The sequence below is a fragment of the Pseudarthrobacter woesei genome, from assembly GCF_055412745.1.
The window spans coordinates 43,123-55,767 of sequence record NZ_JBVAYU010000011.1 but is presented as its reverse complement, the minus strand read 5'-3'; the positions used below and the strand labels follow the sequence as shown (position 1 = coordinate 55,767).

General features: G+C 67.5%; 15 protein-coding genes. 10 read left to right on the top strand and 5 right to left on the bottom strand.

The window, feature by feature from the left end; translation table 11 throughout:
• Window positions 1-468: 468 nt before the first annotated feature.
• The 3 genes from gluQRS to ACZYZE_RS15110 all read left to right on the top strand — a co-directional run bounded on the left by gluQRS (window position 469) and on the right by ACZYZE_RS15110 (window position 2,480).
• Window positions 469-1,365 carry a tRNA glutamyl-Q(34) synthetase GluQRS gene (gluQRS, locus tag ACZYZE_RS15120; protein WP_463908558.1) on the top strand — a complete coding sequence of 299 codons (897 nt, stop codon included), beginning with the start codon at window positions 469-471 and terminating at the stop codon, window positions 1,363-1,365.
• 22 nt (window positions 1,366-1,387) lie between these two features.
• Window positions 1,388-2,077 carry an HD domain-containing protein gene (locus ACZYZE_RS15115; protein WP_459319269.1) on the top strand — a complete coding sequence of 230 codons (690 nt, stop codon included), beginning with the start codon at window positions 1,388-1,390 and terminating at the stop codon, window positions 2,075-2,077.
• 100 nt (window positions 2,078-2,177) lie between these two features.
• On the top strand, window positions 2,178-2,480 hold the full coding sequence (locus ACZYZE_RS15110; protein WP_463908556.1) for an MDR/zinc-dependent alcohol dehydrogenase-like family protein: 303 nt from the start codon (window positions 2,178-2,180) through the stop codon (window positions 2,478-2,480).
• 51 nt (window positions 2,481-2,531) lie between these two features.
• Here the strand turns inward: ACZYZE_RS15110 and ACZYZE_RS15105 are convergent, their stop codons facing one another.
• From ACZYZE_RS15105 to ACZYZE_RS15095, 3 genes are all read right to left on the bottom strand, one after another.
• Window positions 2,532-3,848 carry an ATP-binding protein gene (locus ACZYZE_RS15105; protein WP_459319270.1) on the bottom strand — a complete coding sequence of 439 codons (1,317 nt, stop codon included), beginning with the start codon at window positions 3,846-3,848 and terminating at the stop codon, window positions 2,532-2,534.
• Window positions 3,849-4,009: 161 nt separating this feature from the next.
• Entirely contained in the window at window positions 4,010-4,624 is a 615-nt protein-coding gene (locus ACZYZE_RS15100; RefSeq protein ID WP_463908554.1) for a DUF305 domain-containing protein, read from the bottom strand.
• A 130-nt stretch (window positions 4,625-4,754) separates the two neighbouring features.
• A complete protein-coding gene (locus ACZYZE_RS15095) occupies window positions 4,755-5,282 on the bottom strand; it encodes a hypothetical protein (protein WP_463908553.1) in 528 nt (175 codons plus the stop codon).
• Between the two features lie 145 nt (window positions 5,283-5,427).
• On the opposite strand from ACZYZE_RS15095, the gene ACZYZE_RS15090 reads away from it, so the two are divergent.
• Together ACZYZE_RS15090 and ACZYZE_RS15085 are read left to right on the top strand one after the other, a co-directional pair.
• A complete protein-coding gene (locus ACZYZE_RS15090; protein WP_463908551.1) occupies window positions 5,428-5,751 on the top strand; it encodes an ArsR/SmtB family transcription factor in 324 nt (107 codons plus the stop codon).
• Entirely contained in the window at window positions 5,748-6,821 is a 1,074-nt protein-coding gene (locus ACZYZE_RS15085) for a cation diffusion facilitator family transporter (protein ID WP_463908549.1), read from the top strand. Before ACZYZE_RS15090 ends, ACZYZE_RS15085 begins: the two co-directional genes overlap by 4 nt.
• Here the strand turns inward: ACZYZE_RS15085 and ACZYZE_RS15080 are convergent.
• Complete coding sequence (locus tag ACZYZE_RS15080) at window positions 6,818-7,774, bottom strand: L-lactate dehydrogenase (protein WP_463908547.1); 957 nt, start codon at window positions 7,772-7,774, stop codon at window positions 6,818-6,820. The genes ACZYZE_RS15085 and ACZYZE_RS15080 overlap by 4 nt on opposite strands.
• Before the next feature lie 215 nt (window positions 7,775-7,989).
• On the opposite strand from ACZYZE_RS15080, the gene ACZYZE_RS15075 reads away from it, so the two are divergent.
• Together ACZYZE_RS15075 and ACZYZE_RS15070 are read left to right on the top strand one after the other, a co-directional pair.
• On the top strand, window positions 7,990-8,277 hold the full coding sequence (locus tag ACZYZE_RS15075) for a type II toxin-antitoxin system Y4mF family antitoxin (protein ID WP_459319276.1): 288 nt from the start codon (window positions 7,990-7,992) through the stop codon (window positions 8,275-8,277).
• A complete protein-coding gene (locus ACZYZE_RS15070) occupies window positions 8,274-9,503 on the top strand; it encodes a type II toxin-antitoxin system HipA family toxin (protein ID WP_459319277.1) in 1,230 nt (409 codons plus the stop codon). Before ACZYZE_RS15075 ends, ACZYZE_RS15070 begins: the two co-directional genes overlap by 4 nt.
• Window positions 9,504-9,554: 51 nt before the next feature.
• On the opposite strand, the gene ACZYZE_RS15065 is transcribed toward ACZYZE_RS15070, so the two are convergent.
• Window positions 9,555-10,172, bottom strand: a complete 618-nt coding sequence (locus ACZYZE_RS15065; RefSeq protein WP_459319278.1) for a uracil-DNA glycosylase family protein — start codon at window positions 10,170-10,172, stop codon at window positions 9,555-9,557.
• A gap of 210 nt (window positions 10,173-10,382) precedes the next feature.
• Here ACZYZE_RS15065 and ACZYZE_RS15060 point away from each other — a divergent pair, with 210 nt between their 5' ends.
• The 3 genes from ACZYZE_RS15060 to ACZYZE_RS15050 are packed head-to-tail and all read left to right on the top strand — an operon-like array spanning window position 10,383 to window position 12,405.
• On the top strand, window positions 10,383-10,772 hold the full coding sequence (locus ACZYZE_RS15060; RefSeq protein ID WP_459319279.1) for a GntR family transcriptional regulator: 390 nt from the start codon (window positions 10,383-10,385) through the stop codon (window positions 10,770-10,772).
• Window positions 10,769-11,719, top strand: a complete 951-nt coding sequence (locus ACZYZE_RS15055) for an ATP-binding cassette domain-containing protein (RefSeq protein WP_463908543.1) — start codon at window positions 10,769-10,771, stop codon at window positions 11,717-11,719. The genes ACZYZE_RS15060 and ACZYZE_RS15055 overlap by 4 nt, the downstream gene beginning before the upstream one ends.
• Window positions 11,716-12,405 carry a hypothetical protein gene (locus tag ACZYZE_RS15050; RefSeq protein ID WP_463908541.1) on the top strand — a complete coding sequence of 230 codons (690 nt, stop codon included), beginning with the start codon at window positions 11,716-11,718 and terminating at the stop codon, window positions 12,403-12,405. The genes ACZYZE_RS15055 and ACZYZE_RS15050 overlap by 4 nt, the downstream gene beginning before the upstream one ends.
• Window positions 12,406-12,645 lie beyond the last annotated feature (240 nt).

Genomic DNA, 12,645 nt, shown 5'->3' with positions numbered 1-12,645 from the left:
TGACCACTTCCTGCCGGTTACTGCCGTCCGTCTTGGTCAGATTAACCAGTCTAAGCGAAGTCTGTTGCACCAACTGTAGGGCATCTGTTGAAATAGTGACAACAACGGGACACAGGCTACCGCCGGATCCCCAAGGCTACAGGCACTCCGGCACACCACCCGGGCCCTGGATGAGGCATCCCGCAAGGAACCCGCCGCTGATTGACACTTGTTCACACATCGTCTTTCTGCAGAATCTCCGCACTCTCAGTGCCATGGCCCGGAGCAACGTCCCCGGGCCCGGCACGGCAAGAGCCCCTGAGCCACCGACGTCGGTTTCCCCGAAGTCATCGGTAGCTGAGGGGCTCTTGTGTTGTTTCAGGCAACGCGGGGTCACATTGCGCCCATGTTGGACCCCGACATGGGCCGTAGGTGACCCCGCGTTGGTGGTTGGAGGGGCTCTTGAGGTGCGCCGCATAGGCTGGTTCCATGACATCTGCCGGCCGCTTCGCCCCCAGCCCGTCCGGGGAGCTGCATGTGGGCAACCTCCGGACGGCTATTCTGGCGTGGCTCTTTGCCCGCTCCACCGGCCGCCGGTTCCTGCTGCGTGTCGAGGACCTGGACCGGGTCCGGTCCGGCGCCGAGGCGGATCAGCTCCGTGATCTGGCGGCGATCGGCGTGACGTGGGACGGCGCCGTCGTCCGCCAATCGGACCGCGAGCAGCGCTACGCGGAGGCGACGGAACGGCTGACGGCTGCGGGCCTGACGTACGCGTGCTTCTGCACGCGCCGCGAAATCCAGGAGGCCCCGTCCGCTCCGCACACCCCGCAGGGCGCGTACCCGGGCACCTGCCGGAATCTGTCCGCGGCGGAACGAGACTCAAAGCGTGCCATCCGGCCCGCCGCCATCCGGCTCCGAGCCGATGTTACGGAAGCGACCGTGCAGGACGTGCTGCACGGCAGTTACACCGGGGTGGTGGACGACTTCGTGATCCGGCGCAATGACGGCGTGGCCGCCTACAACCTGGCCGTGGTGGTGGACGACGCCGCCCAGGGCATCGACCAGGTGGTCCGCGGAGACGACCTGTTGCCGTCCACGCCGCGGCAGGCCTACCTGGCCTCGATACTGAATATGCCTGTTCCGGAATATGTGCATGTACCGCTGGTGTTGAATGCCGACGGCGCCCGGCTGGCCAAGCGCGACGGCGCCGTGACGCTCACCGACCTTGCGGTCGCCGGCGTTCCGGCAGACGAGGTGCGGGACCTTCTGCTGGCCTCGCTCGGGCTGCCGGCCGGACGCCTGGAGCACGCGCTTGCAGTCTTTGACCCGGCCGCGCTGCCGCGCGAGTCCTGGGTATGGCCCGGCGTCGGCCGACGCGGCGCGTAGCGCTGACGCGTACGCTGGACGCATGTCAGAACTTGAATTCACGGAAGCGCGCGCCCCGGAACCGCAGTCCCCTCAACCGAGCTTCACCGTGGAGACGGCGAAGATCCTCGCCGAAGTGGCCCACAACCGCCAGAAGGACAAGCTCAAGCGCCCCTACCGCGAACACGTGATCGCCGTCGGGGACGCCCTGGCAGATTTCGACGATGACGTCCGGATCGCCGGCTACCTGCACGACATCGCCGAGGACACTCCGATGACCCGGCAGGCGCTCCTGGCCATGGGCGTCTCGGTGCGGGCCGCGGACATCATCGAGCGCGTCACCAAGCGTTTTCACGAGAACCCGGACGACTACCAGGCCGGCATCCGCTACATCGCCGAGGATCACGACGCAACCCTGGTGAAGATCGCGGACAACGCGCACAATTCCTTGCCGGAGCGGGTCAGGGCGCTTGCCGAGAAGTGGCCGGACAAGCCGCCGGTGACCCGCTACGACGAGGCCCGGCCGGTGCTCTACGCCGCCGTTCCGGTCGAGGAAACCCGGAAGATCCTCGCCCGCATCAACCCGTGGCTGCTCGAGGAGCTCGATGACCTGCTCGACGAGGCGGACGACACGGATTACGAGAACCTCTCTTACGAGGATGCCCCGGCCGAGCCTGTCGGGACCTCGGTCCAAGTGGAGGGCACCGCCGATTCCGGGTCCCACCGGGACTGACAGTGCGCGCCCGCGTCTCCGCGCGGGTGGATAAGAAGAGGCTCGGCGCCTGACAGCGCTGCAGGCCCTGCGCGATGAACTCGCCGGAGGCGTGGGCGGCGTGGGCGCACTTGCGATCCAGCCTGCTAAGCACTTCGGTGCCGAGGTCACCACAACGGCCTCGCCCCGCGGCGAGTCCATCGTACGGCGGCCCGGCGCGGACCGCGTCCTTAGCATCGTGAGGCCCGGTGGCCGGGTGGTCTCCATCACCGGCGTTCCGGAGCCGCTCACCGCCCCGAAGACCTCGATGCGCCACCATGGATCACGCCCGCAGGGCGAAGGCCAGCTGCAGCCGGCCGTGGCCAGCACCTACCCCTTCACCAGGATCGTCGTCACCTTCCCAGAGCAACGCGGGGTCACTTAGCGCCCATCCCGGGGCCCAACATGGGCCGTAGATGACCCCGCGTTGCTTCGCTTAGACGCGGCCGAGTGCGTCGATGTCCTCGAGGAACTGCTGGTGGACTTCTTCGCTGACGGTGGTCCGGGTGTCCGCGATCGCGTCGAGGTAGTCCTGGGTGGCCGGGCCCTTCCGGACCGCCGCACGGACGGAAGGGTCGGCGCTGGAAGCCAGCCCGCCGTCGTCGTACACCGCCTTTTCCAGCGCGCGCTGGGAAGCGCTCCGGGCCGCGTACTCGATGTCCGCGGGGGAGAAGCCCTCAGTGCGGTCCACGAGAAGCTCCACGTCCACGTCGTCCACCACTGTGGCCGGGATGAAGCGCTGCCACATGGCCTCGCGGGCCTGACGGTCCGGCAGCCCGATAGGGATGACGTAGTCGAAACGGCCGTGGCGCAGGAACGCAGTGTCCAGGGCCCGGATGAAGTTCGTGGCGCAGACCAGCAGGCGGCCGGGCTGTTCGCGGAACGCAGGGATGATCTTGAGCAGCTCGTTGGTGACGCCCTGCAGCGGCGACGGCGGCTCGCCGGATCGCTGGGAGGCGATCTCCTCCACCTCGTCGATGAAGACGACGGCGTGCTCCAGTTCGGCGATCTCCAGGAAGGTCTCCCGCAGTGCGCCGGCAAGGCCCTTGGGATCGGCGGCGAGCCGGGAGGGGAAGACCTCCACGAACGGCCACTCCAGGCGGGAGGCAATCGCCTTCGCGAAGGTCGTTTTGCCGGTGCCGGGAGGGCCGAAAAGGACGACGGCGCGCGGCGGCACGACGCCGTATTCATCGGCAAGGTCGGCCTCGGCGAGCGGCAGGACCAGCCGGCGTTCCAGGAGTTCCTTCTCGTTGCGCATGCCGGCCACGTTTTCCCAAAGGTCGCGGGCCAGGATCCGGCCGCCGAGCTGGCTGAGCGGTTCGAGTTCCTGGCGCTGGACCGGGATCTTCCGCTCGAAGTAGCGCAGGTTCTTCTTCAGGACGAAGCCGCGGCCCAGGAAGGCCTCCACCCGGGTTTCGGATTCCGGCATCAGCGCGGAGAGCTTGTTCAGCCCGTGCGGGGCCATCCGGTTTTCGACGGCGGCGAGCAGCGAGGTGCCGATCCCGCGGCCGCGGGATTCCGGGAGGGTGGCGAGGAAGACGATCCAGCCCTGGTCATGGGCGGCGCGGCCGACGGCGGCGCCCACCACCTGATCGCCCTGCACCGCGACTACCGCGTGGTCCTTTTCGCAGGAAGCCAGCACCTCGGAGAGCGCGTAGACCGGCTCGACATTGGTGGCCTTGAGGGATTCCCAGAGGTGCAGGATGCCGTCAAGATCGGCCGAGTGGAAATCCCTGATTCGCCAGTTGGTCATAAGGTGTCTCCCGGGTGGTTCGTCGCTGAGCCGCTGTGAGTCTGTCCGTTGAGCATATGCGAACCGCGTGCACGCGAGGTTGCGGCGACGTTGCGTTACGCCCGCCGGAGCCGCCGCGACCGGCCGCGACCGGCCGCGCCCGGCCGGCGTCACCGGACCGTCTACAGGGCGGCGAGCAGGTCCTTCATTTCCCTGATCTCGGTCTGCTGGGAGGCTGAGATGTCCTTGCCCAGCTGGATCGCCTCGGTGTTTTTGCCGGCGCGGACCTCGGTGTTGGCCATTTCGACGGCGCCTTCGTGGTGGGCGATCATCTGGCTCAGGAACAGCTTCGAGGCCTCGGTGCCCTGGACGGCGTCGAGCTTCCCGAGCTCGTCACCGCTCATCATTCCGGTCATCGAGTGGCCGCCGGTCGCCTGGGTGGGCTCGTTCCAGCCCTTGAGCCAGCCTGTCATTTTCTCGATCTCGGGTGCCTGGGCAGCCTTGATCCGGGTGGCCAGGGCGGTGACTCTGGCGTCGATGCCCGTCTTCTTGAGCATCATGTCGCTCATCTCCACGGCCTGCGCGTGGTGCGGGATCATGGCCTGGGCGAACATCGCGTCGGAGCCGTTGCGGTCCGCGGCCGCTGGTGCGGAGCTGGAACCCGGCGCTATGTGGCCCGTGCTGTTGTCCATGCCCGGCATGGCGCTGCCTCCGGAGCCGGCGCTGCCGGTGGAGCAGCCTGCCAGCGCGATGACGACTGCGAGGGCCGTGGCGGAAATCGTGAGGGTTTTCTTCATAGAAATCTGGTCCTTCGGGGAACCCGGCGGTTGTCGCCGGTGGGCTGGGGGCGCGCCGCAGGCCGGAATGGCGGCCGGGCGCGTCGTGGGGCGGGTGGTGGGCCGGTGTTGTCACGGCAAATGTCCCTTTTTACGTGCGGCTGATGGACAGCTCGCCGGGCGTGCGTGAGCCTGGCATGTAGGCGTAGCCCGCCGCGCGGACAGCCAGGGCGGCCGGCCAGGGCTGCATCGCCAACAGCGTGGTTCCGGGTTGCGGCGCGCTCAGGGTGGGGCCGGCCGGGGACGGAGTGCAGTCAGGGTGCACGGCCGGCTTCCCGGCGCAGCCGCCCTGGCAGACGCACGACGGCGGCACCTGGGTACCGCCGGCCGTCACCGACGCGGTCGTCACCGCGGTGTCGGTCGCCTCGGTGACGCCCGTCGAGGCGGGGAGCCCGGCGTCGTGGTTGGCGTGGTCACCGTGAAGGTCAGCGGGCGGCGCAACTGCGGGCTGATCCGCCGCGGCATGCCCGGCGCCCGAGTGCGGCGCCCGGGGATGCAGGCCGTGGGAGCCGGAGAGGATGTGCATGCCCAGGAAGCCCGCAATGACGGGCAGAATACCGGCCAGCAACACGGCACGGCGGAGGAGGGCGACGGGACTGGCAGCATCCGAAGCGGCCATCACGATCCTCCTGTTCCGGTCAGCCTTGCGGAGTCTTCAGGGTACCCGTGTTCAACGCCCGGCACTTTGATGGTGTTCCGGCGCAGTGCGGGAAACAATTGGCCGCGGGGGGTAAATATGAAAGTATCTGCGTATAAATGCAGATATGCAGGTCGAGCCCGAAAGTCCGCACGTGGAACTGGCCGTTGAGGTGTTCTCCATGCTGGCCGATGCCACGCGCGTCCGGCTCATCCTCGCTTTGGGCCAGGGTGAAGTGCCGGTCAACGCCCTGGCCGGGAAGGTGGGGAAGTCCACGGCTGCAGTCTCCCAGCACCTTGCCAAGATGCGGCTCGCCGGCATGGTCTCCACCCGGCAGGAGGGAACCAAGGTGCACTACAGGCTGCAGAACGACCACGCGCATCAACTGGTGCTGGATGCCCTTCACCAGGCCGAACACACGCTCGGCACCGCCACGGGCCACGGAGCGTGAGCCGCCCGTCGGATGCCGCCGACCAGCACAGCCACGCCGAAGGCGACGAATTCGAGCATAACCACGCACACGACCCTAACCATGACCGCGCCCACGGTCCGCACGGCCACACCCATGCCGCCGGGCTCAAGGGCTGGGCCCGGTCGGTCTTCGTCCCGTACTCGCACGACGCCGCGGACTCCATCGATGACGCCCTCGAATCCAGCGCGCAGGGGATCCGAGCGGTCAAGATCTCGCTGCTCGGCCTGGGTGCCGCCGCACTCTTCCAGTTGGTGATCGTGCTGATCAGCGGCTCCGTCGCGCTCCTCGCGGACACCGTGCACAACGTCTCCGGTGCGCTCACCGCGGTGCCGCTCTGGATCGCGTTCCTGCTGGGCCGCCGCAAGGCCACACGCAGCTACACCTACGGCTTCGGCCGGGCCGAGGACCTCGCCGGGCTGTTCATCGTGGCGATGACCGGGCTCTCGGCGGTCGTCGCCGCCGTCGAATCCATCCGCCGATTCTTCGAACCCCAGCCGGTCCACAACCTCGGCTGGGTGCTGGCCGCCGGATTGGTCGGCTTCGCCGGCAACGAACTCGTGGCGATGTACCGGATCCGCGTCGGGCGGCGGATCGGCTCCGCGGCCCTCGTGGCCGACGGAGTGCACGCCCGCACGGACGGTTTCACCTCGCTCGCCGTCGTCGCAGGCGTCATCGGCGTCTGGCTCGGCTTCCCGCTCGCCGATCCCATCGTGGGCCTGCTGATCTCCGCCGCCATCGTCGTCCTGCTCTGGGGAACCCTGCGCGACGTCGGACGCCGGCTGATGGACGGCGTCGACCCTGAACTCACGGACCGGGTCGCGCCCGTTATTGCGGAACATTCAAGGACCGGTGGGACCGCACGGCTGCGCTGGTCCGGTCACCGGCTGCACGTCGAGATCACGGTGCCGATCGCGCCGGATGCCCACATGGTCGAACTCGCCTCGGTAACTGCCAACCTCGAACGCGGGGTCCGGCAGGTGCTGCCCCACGTTGGCTCGGTGACGGTTGTGGTGGGCTCCACCACGTCCGGCGCCTCTCAGATCCTCTAAATCCCCAGCGTCGCCAGGCTCTGCCGCAGCGTCTCCGCCGAGTGGTGCAGGGAGGCCAGTTCGCCGTCGTCCATCGGTGTGTCGAGGATCTCCCGGACGCCGCCGTGCCCCACAACACTGGGCAGCGACAGTGCCACGCCGGAGATCCCGTACTGGCCGTCGAGCACCGTGGAGACCGGCAGTACGGCATTTTCCGAGCGCAGCAGGGCTTCCACGATACGCGCACCGGACAGGCCGATCGCGTAGTTGGTGGCGCCCTTGCCCGCGATCACCTTGTAGGCCGCCTGCGTCACCTCCCGCGCGGTGTCGGCCAGATGCTCGGAGGTGAAGACGCGTTCCCCGTCGACCTTCCAGTTGCGGATCGGGACCGGGCCGATCGTGGCACCGGACCAGATCGGGAACTCGGAGTCGCCGTGCTCGCCCACCATGCTGGCGTGGACGCTGGTGAGCGATACGCCGGCTTCGCGAGCCAGCAGCCAGCGCAGCCGGGAGGTGTCCAGCACCGTGCCGGAGGAAAAGATGCGCGATGACGGCAGCCCGGAGATCTTCTGCGCCGCGACGGTCAGCACGTCGCAGGGGTTGGTCACCAGCACGTAGACAGCGTCCGGGGCATGCGCGAGCAGCCTCGGCATGAGCTGTTCGAGGATGCGGACGTTGGTACCGGCCAGGTCGAGCCGAGTCTGGCCCGGCGCCTGCTTGGCCCCCGCGGTGATAACGACGACGTCGGCCCCTTCCGTCGCGGCGATGTCCCCGCCGCCGGTGACCGTCGTCGCCGCGGCGGCGAACTGCGTCCCGTGCGCCAGGTCCAGCACCTCGGCCTCCGCCTTGGTGGCGTTGACGTCATAGAGGGCGACGTTGCTGGCCGAACCGCGGATCAGTGCCGCGTAGGCCAGCGAGGTGCCGACGCTGCCCGCGCCGACGATCGCCAGTTTGGAGCCGGGGTTCTGGGACATGTTTTCCTCTTTCCCTTGACGCGTGGGTTGCGGTCTGTGTGGTGATGGGTGCCGCGTCTTCAGCATAGGGCCGTGGCAGGGGGCGATGCCCTCCGGACTTTCCGAACGAATGCATCGGCACGAACGTGCCGAGAAGCCTCTATCCGCCGAAGTATTCCGGCGATAGACTGGAAAACAATGGAGAACGGCACGTTCGTACCTACGGAGGCATGTCCATGGCGGAATCATTCCAGGACCGGCTGGCGGCGGGGGTCCGCCTCCGTCGCGCTGCACTGGGGCTGAGCCAGCGGGACCTCGCCGGGCTCGCGGGAGTATCCGAGCGCTTCGTCCGCTTCGTCGAACAGGGAAAACGGAGCATCCAGCTGGACTCCTTGCTGGCGCTCCTGGACACCCTCGGGCTCGAGCTGCAGCTGGCCACCCGGTCCAGCCCCGCCGCCCGGGCGCTCGCGGGCGGGGCGGCCGCCGTCGAACCCGCCGTCGAACAGGCGGATCCGCAGCCATGAGGCACCGCGTCGCAGACGTCTACAAGGCCGGGGTGCTGGCCGCGCGGCTCGAACGGCACGGCGGTGGCACCAGGTTCAGCTACCTGCCGGCCTACCTCACGGCGGGCGGACCCGCCGTCGCGAGTTCCCTGCCGCTCTCAACGGAACCTGTGTTCTCCGCCGCAGGCGCCGCGCCGCCGTACTTCACCGGGCTGCTGCCGGAGGGGCGGCGGCTGAACACACTGCGCCGCTCGGTGAAGACCAGCGTGGACGATGAGCTCTCGCTGCTGATCGTGGCCGGGGCGAACCCGGTGGGCGATGTGCAAATCGTTGGCCACGGCGAGAAACCGGACCCGGACGAGCACGCCGTGCAGTTGGATCCGGAAACGCCGGTGGATTTCGATGCCCTGCTGGGGGACTCGGGCCTGATCGATCCGGTGGCGCTCGCCGGGGTGCAGGACAAGCTCTCCGCGGGGATGATCTCCCTGCCGGTGGCGCGGGCGGGCCGGCGGTTCATCCTCAAACTCAACGCCCCCGAGTTCCCGCACGTGGTGGAGAACGAGTTCGTCATGTTCCGCTACGCGGCCAGGCTGCGGATCCCGTTGAGCCGGGTGCAGCTGATCCGCGATGTCGCCGGCCGTCCCGGGCTGCTGGTGGAGCGCTTCGACCGGATCCCCATGATTGGCGGCGCCCATGATGCGGTGCGGCGGCTCGCCGTCGAGGACGGCGCACAGGTGCTGGGGCTATACCCTGCGGACAAGTACAACGTGGGGTACGGGCAGGTATGCCGGGCGCTCGCGGACTACTGTGCGGCGCCGCTGCCCGCACTGCGGAACCTGGCCATCCAGGCGGCGTTCGCGTGGCTGAGCGGAAATGGTGATCTGCACGCGAAGAACGTGTCCATGGTGCAGCAGCCCTCGGGGGAGTGGTCCATTGCCCCGGTGTACGACATCCCCTCAACGGTGGTCTACGGGGACAAAACGCTTGCGCTTTCCCTGGACGGCAAGCGGACGGGGATCTCGCGGCGGCACTTCCTGGCCTGGGGTACGGGACTGGGACTGACCGGGCCCGCCGCAGCCAACGTGCTGGAGCTCGGGCTGAAGGCGTCCGGCCCGCTGCTCGCGGAACTGGAGGCGGGGTCCGCGTTTGCGTCAACGAACGACGACGGCGGTTCGCCGTTCCCGGCGATGGTCACCCGGGCGTGGGTAAAGGAGCTCCGGCACCGACGGAGGCTGCTGGAGGGGTGAGGGCACCGCGCCGCCGGGGGCCGGCGTCGTGCGCCTATCCGGGCTGGCGGCTCAGAGGTGCTGGATGCCTGCCCGCTGCATGGCGTCCTTGTAGACCTCGACATTCTTGGCGAGGAGTTCGTCCTGCTTGGTTGCCGAGACGGCGAAGGCGCGGCCGCCGAGGGCGGTGGCCTTGTAGATCTTGACGCCGCGGTTCTTGAGCGAGGAGTGGTAGGTCTTCTCGAAGAGCGTCAGGAAGGCATGGGCGTCGGCGCCGTGGGCGATGACCGCGGAGACCCGCTTGTTGATCTTGAGGAACTGGCGGAAGGGCCGCAGGCCGTCGGTCTTCTCCTGGACATTCAGGGCCGAGGGGAGCTCGGGGTCCCGGACCCAGGGGTACGCATTCCACGGCATCACGTAGCGCGGGTCGAGTTCGACCGCCTCGTAGATGGAGGTCGCGCGGCGGGCGGCCTCATCGTCGTTGAAGTGCGAGACGAAGCCCGACTCGGTGCCCTTGCCCGGGGCGATGTGGAGGCTGACGATCCGGCACTCGTCCTCGTCATGGACGGGATCGATGTAGGGGACGACCGACCCCGGCTTCTTTTCCATGAGTTCGTCGCAAAGCTGCGTTACGGCGGCGATGTTCGGTTCCTGCAGCAGGGTCTTCTTCTCGTCCCAGTCAATCGTCACGATTTCTCCCTCAGCGCTCGGCGTCCAGAATCAGGCGTCTCGTTCCACTCTACGCTTTTGGCCGGGGCCGTGTTCTGCCGGGGTCGGATTGAGGCACCAGAGGGCCGGCATGGAAGCCCTTGTGTGCAACTTGCTTCTATGGTTAGCTACACAAGTAACTAACCAACAGACCGGGTCATAGTTTCGACCCCGGCGAAAGGACGGTCGGCAGTGCTTGACGAAACACGTCCGATCTTCCTCCAGATCGCCGAACTGATCGAAGGCGATATAGTGGCCGGCGCGCTCGCGGAAGAAGCGCAGGCGCCGTCCATCAACGAGTTTGCCGCGTTCTACCGGATCAACCCCGCTACTGCGGCCAAGGGCATCAACAAGCTCGTCGACGAGGGAATTCTCTACAAGAAGCGGGGGATCGGCATGTTTGTTGCCACCGGAGCGCGCGCACGGTTGCTGGAGCGACGGCGCGAAGAGTTCTTCCAGGACTTCGTCCAGCCGCTCACCCGCGAGGCTCGCAAACTCGGCATCAGCCTCGACGCGCTGACCGACATGATCAACCGCAGCAATTCAGATCCCGTACTAACGGAAAGGAGCGCGGGACGGTGAATAACCCCACGCAGGCGCCGGTGATTGAGCTAACGAACGTCACCAAGCGGTACAAAGACCTCAGGGCGGTGGACGGAGTGACCCTCCGGATCGACGGCGGGAAGATCTGCGGCCTGCTCGGACGCAACGGGGCCGGCAAGACCACCCTGATGTCGATCCTCACCGCCCAGGATCCCGAGACTTCCGGGGTCGTCTTGGTCTTCGGAGAACACCCTTATGAGAACGACGGCGTCCTGTCGCGGATGTGCTTCATCAGGGAATCCCAGAAGTATCCGGAGGATTTTAATGCCGCCCAGGCGTTTAAGGCGGCGGCGATGTTCTTCGCGAACTGGGACCAGCAGTTCGCGGACCGGCTGGCCGAGGAGTTCGGGCTGCCGCTCAAACGCCGGATCAAGAAACTCTCCCGCGGCCAGTTGTCCGCCGTCGGTGTCGTCATCGGGCTCGCCTCACGCGCCGAACTCACGTTCTTCGATGAGCCCTATCTGGGGCTCGACGCCGTCGCCCGGCAAATCTTCTACGACCGGCTTGTGGAGGACTACTCCCGCCATCCGCGCACCATCATCCTCTCCTCGCATCTCATCGACGAGGTGGCCAACCTGCTCGAACACGTCCTCCTGATCGACCACGGACGGATCATCCTGGACGACGCCGCCGAGAACATCCGCGGTTCGGCCGCCACCGTCACGGGCGCGGACACAAAGGTCGCCGCATTCACCGCCGGCCGGAAGGTCCTGCACCGGGAACGGCTGGGAACGCTGGCCGCTGTGACGATCGAGGCCCGGCTCGGCAGCGCGGACCGTGCCAGGGCCGCCGAACTCGGCCTGGAACTGGCTCCGGTATCCCTGCAGCAGCTCGTGGTCCGCAAGACCATGGCGGCCCCGGCCGGGGGTGCCGACGCCGGGCCCCGCACCGCGACGGACCAGGCAGAAGTGGAGGTGGCGCCATGAACCGCGCCGTGAGTGTTGCCCGCATGCAGCTGATCAACAAGTGGACGTTCCTGGGGATCCCGGCCCTGATCATTGCCGCCAGTTTTTCCCTCACCTATGCCATCTGGCTCATCATCCCGGATGATGTTGAAACCCGCTACTCCGGCGCTTCGCAGGCGGTGGTCTGGTACTTCCTGGCCCTGGGCATCCAGTCCCTCAGCTATACGTTCCCGTTCTCGCAGGCCATGAGCGTCAGCCGGCGCACCTTCTATATCGGGACCACCGGGCTGTTCGCGGTCGTGGCCCTGGCCGTCAGTTTGCTCTATTACGTGCTGGGCCGGGTGGAGGTGGCGACCAACGGCTGGGGATTGAATGGGCAGCTGTACGTCCTGGGCTGGGCGGCGGACAGCCCGGCGGTCGTCCAGATCCTGTTCAACTTCGTCGTGATGCTGGCCCTGTACATGACCGGGTTCTGGTTTGCCACCGTGTACAAGAGGTGGCGGGCTACCGGGATGCTGGTGGTCTGGATCATCATTGCGGCCGCGCTGGTGGGACTGATCGGGCTCGCCACCGCGCAGGGCTGGTGGCCCCAGGTCGGGGCGTGGTTTGCGGGGCAGACGCCGCTGAGTGTCAGCGGCTGGACGGCACTCTTCTGTGCGGTCCTCGGGGTGGGCTCCTACCTGACGCTGCGCCGGGCAACGCCCTGAGCGGATCACGGACCCGCGGCGCGCCAAGGGCCGGGAAACCGGGACTTTTGCCCTACCCGTGCCGGTGGACGGGGCGTACGCTTAAAGCGCCTGCAGGTAACCATCTGATTCAGCCGGGTCGTTCAGGACATGAAAATGTCCGAGCCAGCTCATAGCGAGATCGCGAAGGTACCTGCAGGTCTTGCGAGCCCGAGGTCAGCGAAGCGCTCGACAGATGCCTGACCGCCGTCGTACCTGAAT

Excerpts from the sequence above, each read along its gene's own strand:
- gluQRS (WP_463908558.1), top strand. The coding sequence starts at position 469 with ATGACATCTGCCGGCCGCTTCGCCCCCAGCCCGTCCGGGGAGCTGCAT.
- ACZYZE_RS15115 (WP_459319269.1), top strand. The coding sequence starts at position 1,388 with ATGTCAGAACTTGAATTCACGGAAGCGCGCGCCCCGGAACCGCAGTCC.
- ACZYZE_RS15105 (WP_459319270.1), bottom strand. The coding sequence starts at position 3,848 with ATGACCAACTGGCGAATCAGGGATTTCCACTCGGCCGATCTTGACGGC.
- ACZYZE_RS15100 (WP_463908554.1), bottom strand. The coding sequence starts at position 4,624 with ATGAAGAAAACCCTCACGATTTCCGCCACGGCCCTCGCAGTCGTCATC.
- ACZYZE_RS15095 (WP_463908553.1), bottom strand. The coding sequence starts at position 5,282 with ATGGCCGCTTCGGATGCTGCCAGTCCCGTCGCCCTCCTCCGCCGTGCC.
- ACZYZE_RS15090 (WP_463908551.1), top strand. The coding sequence starts at position 5,428 with ATGCAGGTCGAGCCCGAAAGTCCGCACGTGGAACTGGCCGTTGAGGTG.
- ACZYZE_RS15080 (WP_463908547.1), bottom strand. The coding sequence starts at position 7,774 with ATGTCCCAGAACCCCGGCTCCAAACTGGCGATCGTCGGCGCGGGCAGC.
- ACZYZE_RS15075 (WP_459319276.1), top strand. The coding sequence starts at position 7,990 with ATGGCGGAATCATTCCAGGACCGGCTGGCGGCGGGGGTCCGCCTCCGT.
- ACZYZE_RS15070 (WP_459319277.1), top strand. The coding sequence starts at position 8,274 with ATGAGGCACCGCGTCGCAGACGTCTACAAGGCCGGGGTGCTGGCCGCG.
- ACZYZE_RS15050 (WP_463908541.1), top strand. The coding sequence starts at position 11,716 with ATGAACCGCGCCGTGAGTGTTGCCCGCATGCAGCTGATCAACAAGTGG.